Origin of the sequence: Bradyrhizobium sp. Pha-3 (assembly GCF_042258615.1) — a bacterium.
Taxonomy (GTDB): domain Bacteria; phylum Pseudomonadota; class Alphaproteobacteria; order Rhizobiales; family Xanthobacteraceae; genus Bradyrhizobium.
This window is the reverse complement of the sequence record NZ_CP170152.1, coordinates 3261128-3282776: the sequence shown is the minus strand read 5'-3', so window position 1 is coordinate 3282776 and position 21649 is coordinate 3261128. Positions and strand designations below refer to the sequence as shown.

The 21649-nt window shown below is 62.5% G+C and carries 21 protein-coding genes and 1 pseudogene; 12 read left to right on the top strand and 10 right to left on the bottom strand.

Annotation, left to right across the window (positions count from 1 at the left end; genetic code table 11):
• Nucleotides 1-189: 189 nt before the first annotated feature.
• Nucleotides 190-1098 (bottom strand): RNA polymerase sigma factor RpoH, encoded by a 909-nt coding sequence (gene rpoH, locus ACE10Z_RS15320; protein ID WP_375788656.1) that lies wholly within the window; start codon nucleotides 1096-1098, stop codon nucleotides 190-192.
• Nucleotides 1099-1333: 235 nt separating this feature from the next.
• Between rpoH and ACE10Z_RS15315 the strand changes: the two genes are divergently transcribed.
• Both ACE10Z_RS15315 and ACE10Z_RS15310 read left to right on the top strand, forming a co-directional pair.
• Nucleotides 1334-1774, top strand: coding sequence for a DUF305 domain-containing protein (locus tag ACE10Z_RS15315; RefSeq protein ID WP_375788655.1), 441 nt, complete (start codon nucleotides 1334-1336; stop codon nucleotides 1772-1774).
• A gap of 198 nt (nucleotides 1775-1972) precedes the next feature.
• The gene (locus ACE10Z_RS15310; protein WP_375788654.1) at nucleotides 1973-2662 is read left to right on the top strand and encodes a helix-turn-helix domain-containing protein; all 690 of its coding nucleotides are present in this window, start codon (nucleotides 1973-1975) and stop codon (nucleotides 2660-2662) included.
• A 96-nt stretch (nucleotides 2663-2758) separates the two neighbouring features.
• On the opposite strand, the pseudogene ACE10Z_RS15305 reads toward ACE10Z_RS15310, so the two are convergent.
• Nucleotides 2759-3144 (bottom strand): annotated as a pseudogene (locus tag ACE10Z_RS15305) (thioesterase family protein).
• A 25-nt stretch (nucleotides 3145-3169) separates the two neighbouring features.
• Nucleotides 3170-5485 (bottom strand): FdhF/YdeP family oxidoreductase, encoded by a 2316-nt coding sequence (locus tag ACE10Z_RS15300; protein ID WP_375788653.1) that lies wholly within the window; start codon nucleotides 5483-5485, stop codon nucleotides 3170-3172.
• Nucleotides 5486-5724: 239 nt separating this feature from the next.
• Between ACE10Z_RS15300 and ACE10Z_RS15295 the strand changes: the two genes are divergently transcribed.
• On the top strand, nucleotides 5725-6972 hold the full coding sequence (locus ACE10Z_RS15295; protein ID WP_375788652.1) for a cupin domain-containing protein: 1248 nt from the start codon (nucleotides 5725-5727) through the stop codon (nucleotides 6970-6972).
• 131 nt (nucleotides 6973-7103) lie between these two features.
• Here ACE10Z_RS15295 and ACE10Z_RS15290 read toward each other — a convergent pair whose 3' ends face one another.
• From ACE10Z_RS15290 to fdhD, 5 genes are all read right to left on the bottom strand, one after another.
• Complete coding sequence (locus ACE10Z_RS15290) at nucleotides 7104-7535, bottom strand: LysR substrate-binding domain-containing protein (protein ID WP_375788651.1); 432 nt, start codon at nucleotides 7533-7535, stop codon at nucleotides 7104-7106.
• Nucleotides 7536-7613: 78 nt separating this feature from the next.
• A complete protein-coding gene (locus ACE10Z_RS15285; protein ID WP_375788650.1) occupies nucleotides 7614-7877 on the bottom strand; it encodes a hypothetical protein in 264 nt (87 codons plus the stop codon).
• A gap of 92 nt (nucleotides 7878-7969) precedes the next feature.
• On the bottom strand, nucleotides 7970-8959 hold the full coding sequence (cydB, locus tag ACE10Z_RS15280; protein WP_375788649.1) for a cytochrome d ubiquinol oxidase subunit II: 990 nt from the start codon (nucleotides 8957-8959) through the stop codon (nucleotides 7970-7972).
• Nucleotides 8960-8961: 2 nt separating this feature from the next.
• Nucleotides 8962-10365 carry a cytochrome ubiquinol oxidase subunit I gene (locus ACE10Z_RS15275; protein ID WP_375788648.1) on the bottom strand — a complete coding sequence of 468 codons (1404 nt, stop codon included), beginning with the start codon at nucleotides 10363-10365 and terminating at the stop codon, nucleotides 8962-8964.
• Between the two features lie 152 nt (nucleotides 10366-10517).
• Entirely contained in the window at nucleotides 10518-11345 is an 828-nt protein-coding gene (fdhD, locus tag ACE10Z_RS15270) for a formate dehydrogenase accessory sulfurtransferase FdhD (protein WP_165128514.1), read from the bottom strand.
• A 276-nt stretch (nucleotides 11346-11621) separates the two neighbouring features.
• Between fdhD and ACE10Z_RS15265 the strand changes: the two genes are divergently transcribed.
• Both ACE10Z_RS15265 and ACE10Z_RS15260 read left to right on the top strand, forming a co-directional pair.
• Nucleotides 11622-12071: a DUF2231 domain-containing protein gene (locus tag ACE10Z_RS15265; protein WP_375788647.1), complete on the top strand. Its 450-nt coding sequence runs from the start codon at nucleotides 11622-11624 to the stop codon at nucleotides 12069-12071.
• Nucleotides 12068-13417 carry a PQQ-dependent sugar dehydrogenase gene (locus tag ACE10Z_RS15260; protein WP_375788646.1) on the top strand — a complete coding sequence of 450 codons (1350 nt, stop codon included), beginning with the start codon at nucleotides 12068-12070 and terminating at the stop codon, nucleotides 13415-13417. Before ACE10Z_RS15265 ends, ACE10Z_RS15260 begins: the two co-directional genes overlap by 4 nt.
• A 166-nt stretch (nucleotides 13418-13583) precedes the next feature.
• On the opposite strand, the gene ACE10Z_RS15255 is transcribed toward ACE10Z_RS15260, so the two are convergent.
• Together ACE10Z_RS15255 and ACE10Z_RS15250 are read right to left on the bottom strand one after the other, a co-directional pair.
• Complete coding sequence (locus ACE10Z_RS15255) at nucleotides 13584-14951, bottom strand: ATP-binding protein (RefSeq protein ID WP_375788645.1); 1368 nt, start codon at nucleotides 14949-14951, stop codon at nucleotides 13584-13586.
• 59 nt (nucleotides 14952-15010) lie between these two features.
• Nucleotides 15011-15691 (bottom strand): response regulator transcription factor, encoded by a 681-nt coding sequence (locus ACE10Z_RS15250; RefSeq protein WP_375788644.1) that lies wholly within the window; start codon nucleotides 15689-15691, stop codon nucleotides 15011-15013.
• Between the two features lie 399 nt (nucleotides 15692-16090).
• Here ACE10Z_RS15250 and ACE10Z_RS15245 point away from each other — a divergent pair, with 399 nt between their 5' ends.
• From ACE10Z_RS15245 to ACE10Z_RS15215, 7 genes are all read left to right on the top strand, one after another.
• Nucleotides 16091-17023 carry an NAD(P)-dependent oxidoreductase gene (locus ACE10Z_RS15245; protein WP_375788643.1) on the top strand — a complete coding sequence of 311 codons (933 nt, stop codon included), beginning with the start codon at nucleotides 16091-16093 and terminating at the stop codon, nucleotides 17021-17023.
• Nucleotides 17024-17700: 677 nt separating this feature from the next.
• A complete protein-coding gene (locus ACE10Z_RS15240; RefSeq protein ID WP_375788642.1) occupies nucleotides 17701-17946 on the top strand; it encodes a hypothetical protein in 246 nt (81 codons plus the stop codon).
• A 322-nt stretch (nucleotides 17947-18268) separates the two neighbouring features.
• Entirely contained in the window at nucleotides 18269-18718 is a 450-nt protein-coding gene (locus tag ACE10Z_RS15235; protein WP_375788641.1) for a hypothetical protein, read from the top strand.
• 258 nt (nucleotides 18719-18976) lie between these two features.
• Nucleotides 18977-19999: an aldo/keto reductase gene (locus ACE10Z_RS15230; RefSeq protein ID WP_375788640.1), complete on the top strand. Its 1023-nt coding sequence runs from the start codon at nucleotides 18977-18979 to the stop codon at nucleotides 19997-19999.
• A complete protein-coding gene (locus ACE10Z_RS15225; protein ID WP_375788639.1) occupies nucleotides 19999-20403 on the top strand; it encodes a cupin domain-containing protein in 405 nt (134 codons plus the stop codon). The genes ACE10Z_RS15230 and ACE10Z_RS15225 overlap by 1 nt, the downstream gene beginning before the upstream one ends.
• A gap of 113 nt (nucleotides 20404-20516) precedes the next feature.
• Nucleotides 20517-20732: a hypothetical protein gene (locus tag ACE10Z_RS15220; RefSeq protein ID WP_375788638.1), complete on the top strand. Its 216-nt coding sequence runs from the start codon at nucleotides 20517-20519 to the stop codon at nucleotides 20730-20732.
• Between the two features lie 181 nt (nucleotides 20733-20913).
• On the top strand, nucleotides 20914-21645 hold the full coding sequence (locus tag ACE10Z_RS15215; protein ID WP_375788637.1) for a hypothetical protein: 732 nt from the start codon (nucleotides 20914-20916) through the stop codon (nucleotides 21643-21645).
• The last annotated feature ends 4 nt before the right edge of the window (nucleotides 21646-21649 follow it).

The window sequence follows — 21649 nt, the reverse complement described above, 5'->3', positions numbered from 1 at the left end:
GAGACATGAAGTCGATCAGTCGATCGCTCAACTGAAATGAAGTTTATTCGCGGTAATATGAACTGACGAAGCCCTCGCGCAGCCTCACAGTTCACTCATGATTCCGGCAGCCGTGATCGGCTGCGGCTCGTCTTTCAATCGAACGTGAGCGCGCGCGAACGCATGTCTCACGCGCTGCGCTCCCGTGGTCTACTCTTCCGTGGCTTCGGCGCCGGACCTGGTGGCCGCTATTGTCGCCCGCCTGACTTTCGCGAAGGCACGCGTTTCGATCTGCCGCACCCGCTCGCCCGAGATCGACAATTCGCAGCCGAGCTGATCGAGCGTCATCGGATGCTCGGCAAGACGCCTGGCCTCGAAGACGCGCCGCTCGCGCTCCGTCAGCACATCCAGCGCGGCGTGAAGAGCTCTCGACCTGCGGACCGTCTCATCGTGCTCCGCGACGATCGCCTCCACATCCGCGCTCTCGTCCACTAGCATTGACTCCCACTCGGTCGTCCGGTCTTCGTCCCCGACCCGTGTGTTCAACGAAAGATCGCCACTGAGTCGGCAATCCATTTCGACGACGTCACGGACGGTAACCTCCAGCTTGTCTGCAACAGCTTGCGCCATCTCCGGCGTAAGGGTCGCAACATCGCCCCCAAGCTTCCTCATTTCGCTGCGCAGCCGGAAGAAGAGCTTCTTTTGCGCGGCCGTCGTCCCGATCTTCACCAGCGACCAGGAGCGCAGGATGTATTCGTGGATGGTCGCCTTGATCCACCACAGGGCGTAGCTCGAGAACCGTGCGTCGCGTCCGGGTTCGAAGCGGCCTGCGGCGATCACGAGTCCGAGATTGGCCTCCGCGATCAAGTCCGCCATCGGAAGTCCGTAACCCTTGTAGCCTCGCGCCACCTTTGCGGCGAGGCGAAGATGACTCGTGATCAGCTCATCCGTCGCGCTCTTGTCGCGCCGCTCCTGCCAACGCCGCGCGAGCTGCTGCTCGCGGCCGCGTTCCAGCAGACCAAAACGCCTGATGGCCGTGGAATAGGCGCGAAGACCGACCGGCTGCGGAATCAGCGCTCCGGTCAGGTTGGTGTTGACGACGACGCTCTGAGATTGCATCTGCTGCTCCTGCGTTTTGGGTCCGGCACCTCAACTGTAGGAAGCCCCCAGCCGGAGCAGCCACTAAATTGGACTTCAGAAACCTGAATTCGCTTTTAGGCGGCGCCGAGAGCGCCCCGTCGCGCGAACCTTAAATCCGTATTTAATTGAGTGCGTCCATCACTCTTGGCATGTCTGAGGTGGGGATCGCCGCTGTGCGACATCCATCCGATCAATCAACGCCTTGGAGCCGGACGTGCCGCTGTTTTCCCGCAGATTCGTGCGCAGACGCGCCATCTCGCTGGCAACCAGCCTCTCGGTTACAGTGACGTCATTCGCGCTGGCCGAGCCTCCGAGGCATCGATCTCACGTCCTGACGGTGAGCGACATCGGCGAGCAGCAACTTCTCTTCGACAACGACCTCGCGATGAGCAACATGAACCGAAGCTTGCTCACCAGGCCGAGCGGCGACATCGATCGCGATTTCGTCGACATCATGGTTCCTCATCATCAGGGCGTCATCGACATGGCCCGCACTGAAATGAAGTACGGTCACAATGACGCGCTCCGACAGCTCGCCGAGAGAATAGTGAGGCAGGCAGAGCAGGATCTCGCCTGCATGCGGGGCACGAAGCCTGCCACCGCTGGCTCGACCCGGTCGAGCAGCACCGACCTCGACTTGAAGGCGCACAACTGACCACGCTTTCACGGCCTTTGCGCGCGATGGGGCAACTGTCGCTTCGCGACTTCGCCAAAGCGGCTTCGCGCTGCGTCGGTGTCTCGTCCGATCAGATTCGATCGAGCTTCATGAATCGCAATTTAGTGGGACCCGCAGCCGGCCGGCCTACCTAGGTCATGACCGCTTGATCCGAAATCCGCTTTGGGAGCGATTCGAATGTCAGTCCAGACTTGCAATCTGCAGCCCATGTTTGCGCAACCTGTCTCCGGCCGGAATGATGCTGGTGACAAGGTTGACTTCGCAAAAGGCTTGCCGGCGCTGCCGTGCGCATCCCACGAAATCGAATCCGATGACGACGTCATCCGGTCCTTGCTTCATGCCATGAAGGTGGCGCTGCAGGGCAATGACCGCCAATCCGCCGATGCGCTCCAGCTTGCAATCGCCGTCAGACAGTTTGGCCTGAGGCCGGCGCAGGGTGGAGCAGCGGCCGTTCGATCATCCACGAACGGCCGTCATATCCAGGCTCTGCAGAAATGGCGCCTCAAACGCGTCGTCGACTATATCGATGCCCGTATATCGTCCAGGATCACCTTGGCCGATCTGGCCGCTGTTGCGGGGCTCAGCCGGATGCACTTCGCTTCCCAGTTCCGCGTGGCGACGGGTCTGCGGCCGCACGAGTTTCTGCTGCGGCGGCGCGTTCGAAGGGCCGAGGAGCTGATCAGGGAAACAACGATGACCATCGTCGAGATCGCGCTCGCAGTCGGTTTTCAGACTCAGGCCCATTTCACGACTGTCTTTAAGCGGTTTGCAGGTTGCACGCCGAGACGCTGGCGCAGCATCAACGACCTGCCTGCGCTCACCAGCGGGAGCCTGTCGTTGCCGACTTCCCTTGAAAAGCGCGCCTGATCTGTCGATAGGCCCCCTCAGGAGCGCTGGCTGCGCGAGGGTGCCAAACGCCAGAAGTCAAGCCAAGATTCTGTCAGGTCAAGACTTCCGTCAGGCCTAGACTTCGCGAACGCCGAACCGCTTCTCGAACCCGGCGACATTGACGATCCCGCGGCGATGCGTGCCGTCGCCGATCTTTCCGAGATCGTTCCAGGCCTCGACCTCGAACGCCACGCATTTCCCCTCCACGCCGATGACCCGTGCAAACGCCCGGACCCTGCCCCCGATCGGCGTCGCGGCGAGATGTCTGATGTCCACGGACATTCCGACGCTGACGTAGCCCGGCGGCAACTCGGGAGCGATCGCCAAACCGGCGGCCATTTCCATGTGCAGGATCATCATCGGCGTCGCATAGACCTTCGGCATGCCCGCAACGAAATGTCCGCTGTCATCTCTGCCGTGACGACAATCGAGGTCTCGGCGGTCATGCCTAACGCCCGCATCTTGAGAAGCTCGCCTTGCATTGCACTATTCCTTGGCTGACAGATCGCCCGCAACGGTCGCGCTGCTGCGCTCGAGCCTGACCGGGATGCCCTTCGAGGACGGTGTGAAGCTCAGCGGATCGTGGGCGTAGAGCGGCACCAGCGGGTTGGTCTCCGGATAGTAGGCGGCGCAGCAGCCGTTCGGGAACGAGTATCCTACCACTCGGAAATTGCGCACCCGGCGCTCGATGCCATCGACCGATGCGGTCACCAGATCGACGCGATCGCCATCCTTGAATTCCCGCTTGTCCATTTCGAGCTGGTTGAGGAACACGATGTCGCGCTGGCCGTACACGCCGCGATAGCGGTCGGACAGCGAATATACCGTCGTGTTGTACTGATCGTGGCTGCGGATCGTGCTCAGCCAGAGCGTTTCCGGGTGGTCGTCGTTCGGATCCTCGCCGAGGCCGTCGAACACCAGGAAATTGGCCTTGCCGCTCGCCGTTGCCCAGACGCGCTCTCGCGCAGTCGGAACGAGGTGGAAACCGCCGGGTGCTCGGATTCGGGCGTTGAAGTCCTGGAAGATCGGCAACACATCCTCGATCGCATCACGGATACGGTCGTAGTCGGCGACGAGGCCATCCCAATCAACGACGGAACGGCCGCCCAGGGTCGCCCGCGCCATGCCCGCAACGATTGCGGGCTCGCTGAGCAGATGGTCGGAGGCCGGCTGATTGCGCCCGGCCGACGCGTGCACCATCGACATGGAATCTTCCACGGTGATGGATTGCGGGCCGGCTGCCTGGATGTCCACCTCCGTGCGGCCAAGGCAAGGCAGGATCAGGGCATCGCGCCCGTGGATCAGGTGACTGCGATTCAGTTTGGTGGAAATATGGACGGTGAGATCGAGGCTGCGGAGGGCGGCCTGTGTCAGCTGCCAGTCGGGGATCGCCGCGGCAAAGTTGCCGCCCATCGCGACGAACACCTTCACGTCACCGCAGATCATCGCCTCGAGCGCTGTAACGACATTGTGGCCATGTCCACGGGGCGGCTTGAAGCCAAAACGAAGCTCGAGCCGATCAAGGAAGTCTTGCGACGGCACCTCCGTGATGCCGACCGTGCGGTCGCCTTGCACATTCGAATGGCCACGGACCGGACAGATGCCTGCGCCCTCACGGCCGATATGGCCGCGCAGCAGGGCAAGATTGGCCAGTTGCTGAACGGCCTGCGCGCCACGCCGGTGCTGGGTGATGCCCATGCCGTAGACGATGATCGCGCGCTCGGCCTTCTTGTAGACGCTCGCGGCGTACTCGATGTCCGCGCGGCCAAGCCCGGAGCAGCGTTCAATCTCGGGCCATTGTGTCGCCTTCAGATCGCTCACCAGCGCGTCAAGCCCATCCGTGTGGTCACGGATGAAAGTCCAGTCCAGGACGGCCTGCCCGCCTTGCGCGCGCGCCGCGTCGTCTTCCTCGACCAGGATCTTCATGATGCCTTTGATGACGGCGACATCACCGCCGATGCGCACCTGGTAGAGCCGCGAGCTGATCTGCGTCGCGCTCAGGGTTGTCATCTCGATCGGGCTTTGCGGTGCCTGGAATCGCTCCAGGGCACGCTCACGGAACGGATTGAACGAGATGATGGACGCACCGCGGCGGGATGCGTTGCGCAGGTCGGTCATCATGCGCGGGCTGTTGGTGCCGGGGTTCTGGCCGAAGATGAGGATGCAATCCGTCTTGTCGAAATCCTCCAGCACGACGGTGCCCTTGCCGACGCCGATCGACTGCGGCAAGCCCACGCTGGTCGCCTCGTGGCACATATTCGAGCAATCGGGAAAGTTGTTGGTGCCGTACTCCCGAACGAAGAGCTGATAGAGAAAGGCAGCTTCGTTCGAGGTGCGGCCGGAAGTGTAGAACTCGGCCATGTTCGGGTCAGGCAGCGCGTTCAGATGGCGAGCGATGATCGAGAAGGCCTTGCTCCAGCTCACGGGAAGGTAGCGATCGGCGGCCCCGTCATAGGCCATCGGATGCGTGAGACGGCCGACCATTTCCAGATCGTAGTCGCTCCAGGCGGACAGTTCGGTCACCGTGTGATCGGCAAAGAACTCCGGCGTACAGCGCTTGGCGGTCGCCTCCCACGCCACGGCTTTCGCGCCGTTCTCGCAAAACTCGAACGACGACGTATGTTTCGGATCCGGCCAGGCACAACCCGGGCAATCGAACCCCTCTGGTTGGTTCATGCATCCGAGCGTGGCCGCGCCCTTCACCGGAATCCCCTGCTCGATCAGGTGTGCACCGACGGCCTTGAGCGCGCCCCATCCTCCGGCGGGATGGTGATAGGGCTGAATTGACTTCCGTTCCGACATCGCGGGGACCTCTGCGGATACCGATGTCAGATCAGTTACGTCGCTCGCCCGGAGCTTTCTTTCGAAAATGCCCGGATCGCAGCGGAGCGTCGGCCATGCGAGTTCGATCACGCACAATGCCGTAGTGCGTTCCGGAAAACCTGTCGCCTTTCCGGGATTGGGCCCTGCCAGCGTTCGCCTAAGTTGATGCAAGAGACCGCCGCTGGCGGCTCCAGAGCAATCCTTTTGAGGGTATGACCATGATTTCCAGACGTAACCTCCTGGCAGCCTCGGCGGTGGGCGCGGCCATGACGGTCTCCGCGGCAAAGGCGGCGACCTTTGGCAATCCGGACGAGCCGCCGCAGGGTGCAATCAACGCCAAGGGACCAGGGAATCTCGCTGATCCCGGTCCCCAGAGCCAGGCGCTCGGCAGTCAGTTTCCGTCGGCGCAAACGCCTCCGGCAACCGACGTCGGCGGCATGCCGACAACCTGGGCGTCATTCAACAATGCGCCGAAGCGAATTCAGAACGGCGGATGGGCGCGTCAGGTCACGGTCGATGATTTTGCCATCTCCAAGGAGATCGCCGGCGTCAACATGCGCCTCACCGCCGGCGGCATCCGCGAGTTGCACTGGCACCAGGCTGCCGAGTGGGCGATCATGACCTATGGTACTTGCCGCGTGACCGTTCTCGATGCGCAAGGCCGTCCATATGTTGCCGACGTCAAGGAAGGCGATCTCTGGTACTTCCCGCCGGGAGCGCCGCATTCACTTCAGGGCCTGGGTCCGGATGGATGCGAATTCGTCATCTGCTTCGATGACGGCCATGCCGACGAATTCAACACTTTGCTCGTCACCGACTGGTTTGCGCATACCCCACCCGAAGTGCTCGCCAAGAACTTCGGCGTCCCCGCCGAGACGTTCGCGAAAATTCCGTTGCACAATCTGTGGATCTTCCAGGGCACCGTCCCCGGCGATCTCGTCGCCGATCGTGCGGCCATTCAGAAGGATGCCCCCGCCGCAACGCATCCCTTCATCTTCCCGCTCGGATGCTCGCGCCCCGTCAAGTCGTCAGATACGGGATACCTCCAGGTCGCCGACAGCACCAACTTCAAGGTCTCCACCGGCGTCGCCGCGGCATTGGTCACGGTCCGGCCCGGCGGCATTCGCGAGATGCACTGGCACCCGAATGCGGACGAATGGCAGTATTACATCAAAGGCAAGGCGCGCATGACCGTGTTCGATACCGGACCGAACGCGCTGACGACGGACTTCAATGCCGGCGACATCGGCTATGTCAAACGCAATCTCGGTCATTATGTCGAAAATGTCGGCGATACCGACATGCAATTCGTCGCCGTGTTCCGCGCTTCCCGCTACGAAGAGGTCTCCCTCTCCAACTGGCTCACGCACACGCCGCCGGCGCTCGTGGCGCAGCATCTCAACGTCGACGAGGCTACGATCGCGAAATGGCCGGACACGGGCCCGGGCATCATGCCGAAGAGTTAGGCACGATCTCGTTCAATCAACGATCGCAGCCGAGCATGCCGGAAGCCATTGATCATTCCATCTCGATCAATGGCTTCCCGGACATTCAGCGGTCATCCGGAGTGCTCACAGGGCACGACGAGGCGACCGCGTCAAATCGGCTCGACGCCGACGTCGAACGAATTCGCAATCTGCTTCAACTTCGCCGCGAGCGTCGAAAACTCCGTTGCGCGCGGATCGCTTCTGCCCCAGGCGAGCCCTACCTTTCGGGAATAGGTCGAGCCCTGCAGCCGCGAATAAACCACCGCATCACGCTCAGACACGGCAAGCGCCGGCACGAGCGTGCAACCCTCGCCGGCGGCGACCATGTATTTCAGGGTTTCCAGGCTGGTTCCCAGGCGATTGCTCCGTCGCAAGGTCGAGCAACCGGCGAGCGCCTGCTCACGCAAGCAATGCCCCTCCTCCAGAAGCAGCCGTTCATCCACATCCAGTCCGTCCCAGGTCGGCCCGCCCCTCCGCGAGGCGGGATGTCCTTTCGGGCAAGCCAGCAGGAAGGGTTCTGAAAAGATGGCAGCCGTCGCCAACGCGGCGATCTGTCTGCGGCAGCGAGAGAAGCACGGCATCGATCTCGCCGCCGATCAGCTTCGGCACGAGATCGTCGGTCAGGCCTTCGCTGAGAACGAGGGAGACCTCGGAATAACGGCGATGGCGACGACATATTCGAGATCACGCAGCGACAGGCCACTCAGGTTCATCGCACCCGGCTCGCCGCAAGCTGACAACGGCCCAAGCACGCCATCACCCAATAGCGACACCGCCGTCACACGGGCGTGGTCGCGTGGAATGGCCTGCGTAGCTTCGGCGCGACGCTCGCTCGAGGATACCGACAGGCCGCCGCGGCGTGTGGCGTCGATCTTCCGGTTCACCAATCCCGATGTGAAGCGTTGCGTCCTCCGAGACGAATTAGCACCGCGCTCGAGCGAAATGCCGCGAACGTTTCGCGGACAATCTTGCCGGTTCAGTGGTGACCGGGCTTCGTTCCCACCTTGCCTCCGAACACGCGATATCCCATGGCTGCGTAGAGCAGCATCAGCGGAAAAACGAACAGACCTTCGCCCCAGAACATGAAGGCAAGACTGGCGTGAGGCGCGGCCGCCTCGTCAATCGTAATGGCAAATGGGATCATACAGGGCCAGAACGACAGCGCCAGGGTCCCAAAGGAGGCGCTGAAGATGACGGCGACGGCGAAGAACGGCCAGCGATCATTGTGATGCAGGATGCTGCTTGCCAGCACGACCGCGGCCGCAGCCCCGATCGCCGGAAAGACGAAGAGATAGGGTCGGTCGAGCCAGCGATGCATGATCGGAAGGTTCTCGATCAACGCGTGCACAAAGACAATGATCAGAAACGCCAGGACGGCGGTCGCCAGCACGGGAATCTGGCGGCGCGCCGCGTCACGGACTTCGGAATGGCACTTCTGGACCAGCCAGGAGGCGCCCAGCAGGGCATAGCCAAGACACAGCCCGACGCCGCACAGGACGGAAAACGGACTGAGCCATCCGAATATGCCGCCGGTATAGACCCCGTCGGTGAACTTCAATCCCTGCACGAGGGCGCCGACCGTGACGCCCTGCATGAAGCTCGCGGCCAGTGACCCGCCGACGAAGCTCAGGTCCCAGATCCAGCGAAACCGCGATGTCGCCCTGTGACGAAACTCGAACGCGACGCCGCGCAGAATCAGTCCAAGCAGCATGACCACGACGGGCAGATAGAAAGCCGACAACAGCGTGGCGTAGACGAGTGGAAACGCGCCCCACAGGATCACGCCGGCGACGACCAGCCAGGTTTCATTGCCATCCCAGACCGGCGCGACGGTGTTCAGCATTGTGTCCCGGTCCGCCTCGCTGCGGGTGAGACCGAACAGCATGCCGACACCGAGGTCAAAGCCGTCGAGCAGCAGATAGATGAGGATGCTGACGGCGAGAAGTGCAACCCAGAACAAGACCATCTCTATTCTCCTGCGGTCGCCGGTTCGACGAGTTCGGGTTCGGCCAGCGACAACGGACGATTTGGCGAGGCACCATGCGGCGGCTCGACCGCGAGTCGCGTCGGCCCGGCGCGCAGCAACCGGTAGATGTAGAAAGTGCCGAACGAAAAGATGAAGAGATAGACTGCGCCGAACAGCACGAGCGAGGTCATCGCCGCCGGCGCCGTCAGGAACGGCGTCACGGCATCCGCCGTGCGCAGCAGTCCGTAGATCACCCAGGGCTGCCGTCCCACCTCGGCGACATACCAGCCGGTGAGGATTGCGACGAACGGAAGCGGGAAGCAGAGAAAGATCGTCCAAAGCATCAAGCGGTTCCGCCGTAGGCGACGCCTGATGCTGAGGTAAGACCCGAGCCAGGCGACCGCGAGCATGATCAGCCCGCAGCCGACCATGATGCGGAATGTGAGAAACGGTATCAGCACCGGAGGACGATCCTGCGGCGGGAAATCGTCCAGTCCGACCTCCTTCGAGGACAGGCTCATGCTGCCGATAATGCTTCCGAGGATCGGCACCTTGACTTCGTACTTGTTGCTTCCGGTCGCCGCATCGGGCAGGCCGATCAGCACCTCGCTCGCCGATTGCTCATCGTGCCAGCGGCCTTCGATGGCCGCGAACTTTGCCGGCTGATAGTCGTGAACGTAATCGCCGACCAGATGACCGAACAGCAGCTGGACCGGGAGCAGCAGCGCTGCTAGGAAGAGACCCATTCGCAGCATCACCCTCGACTCCGCGTAGCAATCACCGCGGAGCACGTACCAGGCGCCGGTGGCGGCAACGCAGAACGCGCCGGTGAGATACGCCGCCAGCAACATGTGCGGAAAGCGCGACCAGACGACCGAATTGAAGATGATCCTGGTCCAGTCGTCCGGGACAAAGTAGCCGTTCTGGAGCAGATAGCCTACCGGCACCTGCATCCAGCTGTTGTTGACCATGATCCAGAAGGCGGACAGTGTCGTCCCGAGCGACACCATTGCGGTCGAGAACAGATAGAACCACGGCCGCACCCGCTTGCGACCGAAGATAAGGACTCCGAAGAAGCTGGCCTCCAGCATGAAGGCCGTGAAGGTCTCGTAGGAGAGCAGCGGTCCCTGGATCGGGCCGGACATCTTCGCAAGCACGCTCCAGTTCGTCCCGAACTGGAATCCCATGACGACCCCCGAGACGACACCCATTCCGAAGGCAACGCCAAAGATCTTGAGCCAGAATTCGAACAGCGACTGATAGACCGGACGGCCAGTCCGCAGGTGCATGGCCTCGAGCACGGTGAGCCAGGCCGCAAGGCCGATCGTGAAGGCCGGGAAGATGATGTGGAACGAGATGGTGAAGCCGAACTGTATCCGGGAGAGTAGCAGCGCCGTGGCGTCCATCTGATCTGTCCTTCACCTGACCGGCGGTATGTTTCCGCCTGGTTGCAGGTAGGCGGCCTTTCAAACGAGCCATTTCCGGAGCGAATGACTCTTGCGGATTTGCACGTGCGCAGCATCGCCTTGATGCGGCCGCGCGTGACCGCGCGCAGCGTTCAGGCTGCGACGGTGCGAGACTCCGAGAAGTCGATGCGATCGGGGTGGGTAAAGATCTCGTAGCCGTCCGCACGGGCAACCGCAATCAGGCAAATCCCGGCCTGATCCGCCGTCTCGATCGCAAGCGAAGTAGGGGCCGACACCGCGACGAGGACAGGCGCGCCGATCCGCGCGGTCTTCTGCACCATCTCGACCGACACCCGGCTGGTCAGGAGAACGGCTCCGTCGGCTCGCGCGATGTTCTGGCGCATGAGCGCGCCGGCGAGCTTGTCGAGTGCGTTGTGACGCCCGACATCTTCCCGCACCAGGCCGACGCCGCCGTGCGGTCGCCAGAACGCCGCTGCGTGAACGGCCTGTGTCTTCTGATTCAGCTGCTGCAACGGCGCGAGCGCCCCCATGGCTTGCAGGAGGTCGCGTGCATGAAATGTCGCCTGGCTCGATACGCTCGGCGGCGCCTGGCTGGCCTGCTCCAGACTCTCGATCCCGCACAATCCGCAACCGACCGGACCGACCATCGCGCGGCGACGCGCCCTGAGCTCATCGGAACGGTCGCGGTCCAGCCAGATTCGAACCTCGACCCCGAGGTCGCTCTCGATAAACTCGATGCTAGCGATCTCATCGGCGCGCTCGATGATCCCTTCAGTCAGGGCAAAGCCGAAGCCAAAATCTTCCAGATCGGCCGGCGTCGCCATCATCACGGCGTGGGTCGATCCGCCAAAGGTGAGCGCGATCGCCTTCTCCTCGGCAACGAGCCGCGATGACAGCGTGGGGTTTCCGCCCCGCCAGATGAGCTTGGCCCGTTGCTTGAGCGAACGATCGACGATCATTGCTGTCCTTCCGGCTTCCGTTGCTGGGCAGACTGCCCCGATCATAGACAAGTTATTTCACATCACGCCTGGCGATTTCCTGTTTGCACGATTGCGAATCCGCCGTTCCCGGATCGTGTCAGGTCGTGCGGCTGCGATGCGTGCGTGCGAATTCGAAAGATGATCCGCCCGAGGTGACGATACTTCCAGGACAGGCGCCTTCGTTTGGGCATGCGGGCCATAGAGCTGCTTCCTCCGGCGCAAGAGCGCGAACCTGAACCAACGGAGCAAACAACCGTGACCGAACTGAAAAGCACCGCCGATGCCGGCCAACGACGGGCAAAGCCCGACAGACAACCGATTCACCAGATACTGGTGCCCTTTCCAGTCGCCTACTTCGCCGCAGCGTTCGTCGCCGACCTGGCCTACTGGCGAACCGCCGAGGTGACGTGGGAACGCTTTTCCATCTGGCTGATAGCCGGAGGACTGGTCATGGCCGCGCTGGTCGCGCTCGTTGCCGTGATCGATCTCTTCCGTGGCCAGAGACCGGCATGGGTCCGTGCACTGGCCTACGCATCCGCGGCCGTGCTGTCCATTGTCAATGTCCTTGTTCACAGCCGCGACGGCTACACCGCGGTCGTCCCCACGGGGCTGATACTTTCGGGCCTAACCCTGGCCCTTCTGCTGTCGACGATCTCGCCGCGCTGGACCTTGACCAATCGCCGTCGCCTGGGAGCAAAAGCATGACCGAATTGAAGAAGAGCTTGCCGCGCGTCGCCGCCGTGATGGTCGCGGTCGCCGGCTTGGGACTTGCGGGTTGCGATGATACGGGCGGCGATCCGAAGCTGCAGATCGGCGCCAACCCGGCGTTGCCACCGCTGCACCAGTACCTGGTGCCTCCGATCCGGATCGCAACGCCCGTGGGCTGGGGATCCGAGACCCCTAAGGTGCCGCCAGGATTGCAGGTCCATGCCCTCGCCACCGGGCTGCAGCACCCGCGATCGCTCTACGTTCTGCCGAATGGCGACGTGCTGGTGGTCGAAAGTAACGGTCCGAAGGCGCCGGTTTTCCGTCCCAAGGACCTGATCACCGGTGTCGTTCAGTTGTTTGCCGGCGCCAAGGCGAAGGATGCCGATCGCATCACGCTGCTCCGCGACACCAATGGCGACGGCATCCCTGACACGCGCACCGTGTTCCTCGATCATCTCAACTCGCCGTTCGGCGTGGCCCTGGTCGGTCACGATCTCTATGTCGCGAACACCGATGCGATCATGCGCTATCCGTATCAGGACGGCCAGACCAGCATCACCGACAAGGGCACCAAGCTGACCGATCTTCCGGGCGGCCCGATCGATCACCACTGGACCAAGAGCCTGCTGGCGAGCCCGGACGGATCCAAGCTCTACGTCGGCGTCGGATCGAACAGCAACGTCGGAGAAAACGGCTTGCAGGCCGAATATGAGCGCGCCGCGATCTGGGAAGTTGATCGCGCCACCGGTGCTCACCGCATTTACGCCAGCGGCGTGCGCAACCCGACCGGGCTGCAATGGGAACCCACGACCGGCAAGCTGTGGGCGATTGCCAACGAACGCGACGAGATCGGACCAGACCTCGTGCCGGACTATCTCACCTCCGTGCAGGACGGAGGCTTTTACGGCTGGCCGTACAGCTACTATGGCCGGCATCTCGATCCGCGCGTTCAACCACAGCGGCCCGATCTGGTCGAGAAGGCGATTGTGCCCGACTACGCGCTCAGTTCGCACGTGGCACCTCTCGGATTGGCGATGTCGTCCGGGCACAATCTGCCCGCGAACTATCAGGCTGGCGCTTTCGTCGGAGAACATGGCAGCTGGGACCGCACGCCGCTCAACGGCTACAAGGTGGTTTTCGTGCCGTTCAAGGATGGCAAGCCCTCGGGCCCGCAGCAGGACGTGGTCACCGGTTTCCTTGACGGAAACAATCACACTCACGGCAGACCGGTTGGCCTGGCAGTGGATCGCTCCGGCGCGTTGCTCGTCGCTGACGACGTCGGCAATGCCGTGTGGCGCGTCTCATCCGCGGAGAAGCCAGCTGCAGCCAAGCCCGCCTCCTGACCGTCAGGGCCGGAAGGTCGACGTCGCCAACGGGCGACGCCGACCTCCTAGCGCAGGCGGTTGCGGGACTAGAGCGTTTCAAGCGAAGTGGACGCCCGTTCGCGTGCGGAAGCGCGTCAAGACAAAAAGCTGGAGCTTCGGTTCTGATTCAATCAGAACCGAAGCTCTAGTTGTCGTCCTTGTCAGGGCAGACGAGCTCGATGCGGCCGCCGGGACCGGGGTGGATCGTCAGCCGAAAACCGTGCAGCTTGACGATTGCAGACACAAGGCTCAGTCCGAGACCAACGCCGGCCGTGTTGCGGATCTTGTCTGAGCGGTAGAACCGACGCAGCACGGCTTCCCGCTCATGCTCGCTGATACCCGGTCCCGTGTCGGTCACACAAACAATAGTCTTGTTCTGGTCCCGCAACAGTTCAAGGCTCACCTTGCCACCGGATGGTGTGAACTTGATTGCGTTGTCGACCAGATTTGCGATGGCCTCGAACAGCAGATCCCGATCGCCCCAGACATGCAGGCTGCGATCGATATCGGCACCAAGATTGATGCCCTTGTCCTCGGCAATCGGCTCGTAGACGTCGCACACCTCGCGCAGGATTTCATGAAGGGCAACGTTGCCGAAGCCCGCCGAACGGCGGCTGTTTTCGATCTCCGTCAGTCGCAACAGCGCGGTGATGATCGCGAGCGACTGATCGATGCCTCCGATCGCCTTGTCCGCGACTTCCTGAAGTTGTTCCAGCGAGGTGGCATGGGTCCGGCCCCGTTCCAACGTCAGCCGGGCGCGCGTCAGGGGAGTTCGCAGGTCATGGGCAATGTCATTGCCGACGCCGGCAAGTGCGTTGATCATCGCTTCCATTTCATCGAGCATCCCGTTCACGATCGCAGCCAGCCTCGAGAACGGCTCGTTGATGTTACGATGCGGCAAACGCTCTCGCAGGTCGCCGGCAATGATCCGCCGCACCCGCTGATTGACTTCTTCCACGCGTCGTTGAGCGCGCAGGCTCAACCAGGCTCCCGCGATCAGACTGAGGCAGAAGGCCGGCAGCAGGCCGAGCGCAAGCGCCTGCCCGACAACACTCGATATCTCATGCGTCTCGTCGACGTTCCGCCCGACGACAAGCATATCGCCGCTTTCCAGACGCCTGCCGACCGCCCGAATCAGCGCATCACCACCTGCGGGTTGACCAACGCGCGCCGCTCGCAACGGCTGCACCGATCCATCGGCCTTGAAACCCTGGGGCAGACCTTCGAGATTGCCGGCAACCCGGTCGCCGGCGGAATCAAACAAGCCGGCGAACTGGACGCCGCGGGAGTCTTGCCCAAGGTGATCAGAGATCGCGTCCACGCGACGGCCGCTCGGAAGGGCCGCCATGAAATCGAGCTGCATGCTGATCATGCGATCGGATCTGGAAATCAGATAGCCGTCGATCTTCAAATAGATGAAACCAAAGAGCACGACCACGAATACCGCAAAAACCGCGGCTACCGCCGAAGCCAGGCGAAATGTGTTCGAACGTATGAACTGCAGCTGCTGCATCGGTCTCGCCGGTCGGTGTTCGTACCCATCCGATCGTCAGGCTGGGGCGCCGGTGACGCCTATTGGTGTGCCCGCAGAATGAACCCCGAGCCCCGGACGTTGTGAATCATCTGTGGCTCTCCCGCCCCATCGACCTTGTGCCGCAGGCGGCCCATATGCACGTCGACGAGGTTGGTCGTCGCCGGGACGAACTTGTAACTCCAGACCTCCTCGAGCAGCATCGCCCGCGTCAACAACTGACCGCTTCGCCGCATCATGTACTCAAGGAGCCGAAATTCACGCGGCAGGAGTTCAATGTCGCGTTCGCCGCGCCTTGCCGTCCGCTCGATCAGATCGAGCTCGAGAGGACCGACCCGCAACGTCGTCTCGCGGCTATCCGTCGGACGACGAAGCAAGGCTTCTATTCTTGCAATCAGCTCGACAACTGCAAAGGGCTTCGTGAGGTAGTCGTCCCCGCCGCTTCGCAGGCCCCGTACGCGGTCGTCGACCGCCCCGAGCGCACTCAGCACCAGCACCGGCGTGCCGACCTGGTCCTTCCGCAACGCCTCAATGACGGAGAGCCCGTCCATGCCAGGAAGCATTCGATCGACCACCAGGACATCAGGATGGGCTGTGCGGGCCTTGTCCAGGCCATCGATCCCGTTCGCCGCCCATTCTACCTCGAAGCCAAGCTCGCTGAGCTCGGCCACGATCTCCTCGGCCGTTCCGCTGTCGTCCTCGATCAGAAGAACCTTCGTCATCGCCTCGATCTCAGATATTCCAAAGCGCCCGGCCAACCTGCAGGAAATCATATGCTCGCTCGCTGGCAAAGTCATAGTTTGCCGCCAAGATGGTTAGAATGAGCCGGATCGCGCTACCCCGTTGACCTGCGCGAAAGTAGTGCGATCCACTTTCGGATGTACTCCGCCTTGGCAAAGCACGGCCGGGTACCCTCGACAGACATAGCCCTCCTTGCCAGGCCCAGCCATTAAATTGCGATTCAGAGAGTCTGGCAGACACCGCGCCAGGCGGCGCCGGGTCGGGGCCTTACGGCGTCCCTTGGGCATCCGCAATCCTTCCAGACACTGAACTCGAATTTAGACGACTTGTTTCCGCCGGCCGCCTACCGTTCATCGGCAAGCGATCAAGGGAGAGCCGCCATGTTGGACGATGTCGACGAAGGCGACGGCAAACGCAATCCGCACGTGGATGGGCTGAGGCCCGGGAAGATCGGGTTTGTCGGGCTCGGCCTGATGGGCTCGGCCATGGCCGCCAATCTGGCGGCCGACGGTCAGAACGTCTGTGCCTATGTGCGTCGCCCGGAACGCATCGGGGATCTGCAGGCACTGGCCGTGGCTGCCACCACGAGCCTGTCGGACTTGTTCGACAGCGACATCGTCATCACGATGTTGCCGGATGACGCCGCGGTACGGGACGTCTTCTTTGGATCATCCGGGATTGCGGACTGCCTGCAGCCTGGCGCGATCCATCTGTCGATGAGTACCATCAGCACCGCAGCGTCCACTGAGTTTCTGCATGCACATGAACGTCGTGGCCAGGGCTACGTTGCCGCACCCGTGTTCGGCAACCCGGATGCCGCCAAAGCCCGGCAGTTGTCGGTCATTCTCGCGGGTAGTGAGGCTTCCTGCGACCGTTGCCGGTCGGTGACGGACGCGCTGGGTCGGACCATCGTCATCGGAACCGATCCCGCGCAGGCCAATCTGATCAAGCTGCTCGGCAACATGATGACGGCAACGGCTCTCGAAGTACTCGGGGAGATCGTGACCGTGCTGCGCAAGCGTGGACAGGATCCTCAGCAGTTCGTGGATATCATGACGGGCACGATGTTCGACAGCCGCGTCCACAAGAGCTATGGCAACAGGCTTATCGCCGGCAGCTACAACGCCGGGTTGGCTCTGCCACTGGCTCTCAAGGACGTGCGCCTGGCGTTGGCCGAAGCCGAGCTTGCCGGCGCTCCGATGCCGTCCGTGGGGGTGGTGCGCGAGCGCCTGATCACCGGAATCGCGCGCGGTCACGGTCCGCTTGACTGGACCGCGCTCGGCCTCGTCGCTTCGGAGGAAGCCGGACTCTGATCCGCTGAGCCTTCCAGGACGCTCTCGAGCGTCGCCTCCCCTCGGTTCAGTTCTGTCGCGCACTGCTGCACCGAAGGCACGTCATCCCAGGATCATGTCGGCAAAGGGATCGTAATTCGGGTCCCGAGCGGGCGACACCTTCTGCACGGCAGCAGTCCTGTTTCGATGAGTAGGGAAATGCGACCGCATGACGTGATCAAGCCGCATGACATGATCCGGCCTCGGCACGCAACTGACGTACGAGGCGAGTGGTACACTGGTCGTCAACAGCGCCAACGCGACCAGAATTCTTCCAGATCTCCTGACAGACATAAGATACTCCTTTGAGTGCTGGCGCCGCGACTTCGAAGAACTCTGCGCGGCTCGCCTGATATCCCTCAAGTGCGGACGTATCGATGCCGATGTTGCGAGTTCGCACGCCTGGCGGCGGGTGCACTGCGAAGTGATCGATGAGCTGTGACGCAACGCGCGCCAGGACAATCCCAAGAGAACGCCAGGAGAATGCGCCCAACAATCACGAGCGGGATAACTCTCGCCACGATGCGTCTTGTCGATGCGCGGCTCACGCCGCGTTGAACTCGTGTGAGCACATCGTGTGTTTGGCTGATCCGTCGCGATCCCACTTGCAGATGCGGGCTGTCCATCGACCTGGCCCGCTGTTTCAACGGAGAAGCTCAATGACCAATCTCAAGATTCTGTCGGCCGGACTGATTGCGGTCGCAATGCTCGCTACGCCTGCAATGGCTCGCGAGCAAGGCGCCGCTACCCGGCGAGTCGCGGTAGAGACCAATGCCGCTGCCTCGGACGCGCCGATCTATCAGGGCGAACGCGCCTGCGTTCCGGCGCCGCGCGTCGGTTCTTTTGCGACGGCGCCGTGGACCGGCGACAACGTTCCCTGTGAACCGGGCACGGGTGCGTTCTAGTTCACCCCAACATGCGTCGGCCTGCTCTCGCACGTTGCGCGAGCGAAGCAACGCCGTTCTGAACTACGAAGCGGGCTGGACTCTGTTCCAGCCCGCTTCGTTGTTCGTTCGACCTCGGCGCTCAAGATCAGCGGCTCCTCAGCATCGCGCATTCTCAACTTGCCGCGATGACGCAGCCTTCCAGCCATTGTTGAAGGCAAATTTAATGGCAGGGCCGGCGATCGTTCCTAATTGTCTGGTCATCGCAGGGTCTGGTCGGTGACGCGGTGACGCTCCTGTCTAACGTTGACCGGCAAGACTCCAGGCACAGAGGAGTATTCTGATGAAACGAGCAATGATCATCCTGGCAACGGCCGCGCTTGTCTCCGCGCTGGCGGTCGGCGCGGCCGACGCACGGGGAGGCGGAGGCGGCGGAGGCGGCGGCGGCCATATGGGCGGATTTGGCGGCGGCGGTCACATGGGCGGATTTGGCGGCGGTGGCCACATGGGCGGGTTTGGCGGCGGCGCGCACCTCGGCGGCATCGGCGGCGGCGCTCATCTCGGCGGCATGGGTGCCATCGGCGGTATGCATGTCGGCGATATCGGCGGAGGCGTTCATACCGGCGGCGTGATCCACGTCGGAGGCGATCATCCTGGCGCCGGCTTCCACGACCACGCCATGCATCACGACGGCAGGTATTCGCGCGGGTACGGCGGCTATTACAGCGATCCCTCCTGCGTCGATTGGTATGCGCTGCATCCCGATCAGCCGTTGCCGCTGAGTTGCAGCTAGTGCGCAAGTCGCACTCAGCCTTCGGTCCGGATCCATTCGCGCGGGTCCGGATCGACGGCGGGGGCGAGCAGAAGCCGCCCTCAATCCAAAGTGACTATTCTGAAGTCCAGTTTAATGGACGTCGCGATCCTGGCGGCCATATCTCGGGCTTCGCAAGTGACCCATTCCAACACCGTCAATGTGTTGCACGCGCCATCGACGTCCGCGCAGGACGTCAGCGCACGCGCGAGTGGGCCTTAGATCAAGCAGGAACAAGCCATGACGATCGTCCAAGCACCCAGCACGAATATGGAATTCATCGACATTCCCGGCACGTCAATCCGTGCGTCCCGGATCGCACTCGGAACATGGGCGATCGGTGGCTGGATGTGGGGCGGGACCGATGAAGGCGATGCAATCAGGACGATCCGGGAAGCGCTCGACCGCGGGATCAATCTCATCGACACCGCGCCGGTCTATGGGTTTGGCCGTTCCGAGGAGATTGTTGGAAAGGCCCTTGCCGGCGGGCGCCGCCGCAACGCCGTCATAGCCACCAAGGTTGGCCTCGATTGGAAGAACGACAAGCCGTTCCGCGACGCCGGCAAGCTGCGCATCATTGAGGAAGTCGAAAATTCGCTGCGTCGACTTCGAACCGACGTCATCGATCTCTATCAGGTGCATTGGCCTGATCCGCATACACCCATTGCGGAAACCGCCGAAGCAATCGGCGCGCTGCACCGCGACGGCAAGATTCGCGCCGTCGGCGTCAGCAACTTCAGCCCATCGCAGATGGACGAATTCCGCAAGGTCGCGCCGCTGCATGCGGCTCAACCGCCCTACAATCTGTTCGAACGGTCGATCGAGCAGGACGTCCTGCCCTATTGCCGGGAGGAGAAGATCGCCCTCCTCGCCTACGGCTCGCTATGCCGCGGCCTGCTGTCCGGCAAGATGTCATCACCGAGCGCTTTCACCGGCGGCGACCTTCGCAAGAGCGACCCCAAGTTTCGATTGCCGCGTTATGAGCAGTACCTGGACGCCGTGAGGCGCCTTGACCAGTTCGCGCGAGATCGTTTCAACAGACGAGTGCTTCATCTGGCTGTGCGCTGGGTGCTCGATCGTGGCGAGTTGAACATTGCGTTGTGGGGCGCGCGACGCGCAGAACAGCTCTCGCCGATTGCCGACGCGCTCGGCTGGCGGATCGACGAGGCCGCGATGGCCGAGATCGACCGAATTCTGCAAGTGACCATCAAGGATCCTGTCGGGCCCGAATTCATGGCGCCTCCCGCTCGGGAGGCTGCATGATGCCCACCCAACCCATGATCCATGTCGTCACCCGGAATCGCTTCGACCTGGCGACGGCCCAAACATCCGGCGCCCAGCGCTATGCTGCGATTGGACCGTCGCTGGGCATCGCCTCGAGCATCTGGGGCGGACTCTTCGAAGTCGAGCCCGGCGCACGAACCGGGATCCATCACCACGGCGAACAGGAGACCATCGCGTTCGTCCTGTCAGGATGGTGCGAAGTCCGCTGGGGCGACAAGGGCGAGTTCTCCGCGCACGCCAAGGTCGGCGACTTCATTCACATTCCAGCCTTCGTTCCGCACATGGAGATCAATCCATCACGGCTCGAGCCTTTCCGTTGGGTCGTGGTGCGCAGCACGCCGATACCCATCGTCGTCAATCTTCCGGACACCTTCTGGTCATGAATCGGCAAGCGGGCCCAGGCGCGTACCGACGCGTACAACTCCTCGCGCGCCGGCTTGCTTCCCATCATGAAGTGTCCAGATCGCTTACGAGGGGCGAACAACAGGAGCAAACCATGAGAACGATATCGACCGTCATCACATCCACTGCAATGCTTGTTGCACTTGCCGTGCCGGCTCTGGCGGAGAGCGCAGCCCATATGCCCCGCGAATCCGATCGGACTGTCGTCTACACATACAACCCGTATGCCGCGCGCGAATCGCAAATGCCGGCCTCGGCGTCCGCGCTCAATCAGCACGTCTATCATGGCGGTCCAAAACTGAACAACTGATGTTGCCGGGGCGATTTCAACGCCCATGCACGACGATGCCGCCGCAGGCACACCAGTGGCCAGAAGAATGGACCCGCTTCGGCGGGTCTCATTTTGGTCTTCTCCCAACCACCGGGCGATTTTCGTGCAAACGGGCAAGGGCCCGCGAGCGGCAATCGATAGATTTCCACTGAGCTCCCTCATGCCAATGGAGATGCACGTGAGAAGCTGGTTGATGGCCGTGTGTCTTGCCTTCTTCGCGTCAGGAACGGCGGTTGCGCAAGTGACCGGAATGGCTCTCCCGACTCCTGCGGTCGGTGCCACCTCTCCGCTCGGCAGCGTGACTGGAGCGCCGATTTCACCGGTGGGGATCGGCCTGGGCGCGACCGAACTGCCTTCGTCAGGTGTGAGCCCCGCGCCAACCGTCACCGGCAGCATTTCCGCTCCGGCGACCGGCAGCCCGTGTTCAATCCTCGGAGTCTCGCCAAGCGCAATGTATGGCTCGACGTCGACCTATGACGGCGGCGGAATTGCGATTGGCAGCTCAACCGTCGCGACGGCCGCCGGCAACACAGCCACGTCGGGCGACCTCACCTCATCGACTTCGGTCATGTCGGGCCTAATGCAAGGTTCGACGATGTCGACCTCGTCGGGCACGCTCGATACCGCCGGCATGTCGGGCATGTGCGGATCCGGCTCAACCAACGTCACCGCATCGTCTGCTCCCACCGCGACGTCTCCGATAACGCCCGGCGGAAACCCGCGAACCGGGGTACCCCTGGGTTCGACGGAGATTAGCAATCTCGGCGTCAGCTCTGCCGCGTTGCTTGCTACGCCGGCCGTGCCGGTCGCGACCGCCGGCGTCACGTTGACCGCCCCGATGGGGCCGACGATGACCGCTCCGGCGACGGCTTCGACTGTGCCGTCTCAATGACCGT

Bases quoted from the DNA above. Each gene is read 5' to 3' on its own strand.
- rpoH (WP_375788656.1), bottom strand. From the start codon at position 1,098: ATGCAATCTCAGAGCGTCGTCGTCAACACCAACCTGACCGGAGCGCTG.
- fdhD (WP_165128514.1), bottom strand. From the start codon at position 11,345: ATGATCGTCGATCGTTCGCTCAAGCAACGGGCCAAGCTCATCTGGCGG.
- ACE10Z_RS15230 (WP_375788640.1), top strand. From the start codon at position 18,977: ATGACGATCGTCCAAGCACCCAGCACGAATATGGAATTCATCGACATT.
- ACE10Z_RS15295 (WP_375788652.1), top strand. From the start codon at position 5,725: ATGATTTCCAGACGTAACCTCCTGGCAGCCTCGGCGGTGGGCGCGGCC.
- ACE10Z_RS15240 (WP_375788642.1), top strand. From the start codon at position 17,701: ATGACCAATCTCAAGATTCTGTCGGCCGGACTGATTGCGGTCGCAATG.
- ACE10Z_RS15225 (WP_375788639.1), top strand. From the start codon at position 19,999: ATGCCCACCCAACCCATGATCCATGTCGTCACCCGGAATCGCTTCGAC.
- ACE10Z_RS15215 (WP_375788637.1), top strand. From the start codon at position 20,914: ATGCCAATGGAGATGCACGTGAGAAGCTGGTTGATGGCCGTGTGTCTT.
- ACE10Z_RS15310 (WP_375788654.1), top strand. From the start codon at position 1,973: ATGTCAGTCCAGACTTGCAATCTGCAGCCCATGTTTGCGCAACCTGTC.
- ACE10Z_RS15275 (WP_375788648.1), bottom strand. From the start codon at position 10,365: ATGGACGCCACGGCGCTGCTACTCTCCCGGATACAGTTCGGCTTCACC.
- ACE10Z_RS15220 (WP_375788638.1), top strand. From the start codon at position 20,517: ATGAGAACGATATCGACCGTCATCACATCCACTGCAATGCTTGTTGCA.
- ACE10Z_RS15255 (WP_375788645.1), bottom strand. From the start codon at position 14,951: ATGCAGCAGCTGCAGTTCATACGTTCGAACACATTTCGCCTGGCTTCG.
- cydB (WP_375788649.1), bottom strand. From the start codon at position 8,959: ATGGTCTTGTTCTGGGTTGCACTTCTCGCCGTCAGCATCCTCATCTAT.
- ACE10Z_RS15250 (WP_375788644.1), bottom strand. From the start codon at position 15,691: ATGACGAAGGTTCTTCTGATCGAGGACGACAGCGGAACGGCCGAGGAG.
- ACE10Z_RS15245 (WP_375788643.1), top strand. From the start codon at position 16,091: ATGTTGGACGATGTCGACGAAGGCGACGGCAAACGCAATCCGCACGTG.
- ACE10Z_RS15300 (WP_375788653.1), bottom strand. From the start codon at position 5,485: ATGTCGGAACGGAAGTCAATTCAGCCCTATCACCATCCCGCCGGAGGA.
- ACE10Z_RS15260 (WP_375788646.1), top strand. From the start codon at position 12,068: ATGACCGAATTGAAGAAGAGCTTGCCGCGCGTCGCCGCCGTGATGGTC.
- ACE10Z_RS15235 (WP_375788641.1), top strand. From the start codon at position 18,269: ATGAAACGAGCAATGATCATCCTGGCAACGGCCGCGCTTGTCTCCGCG.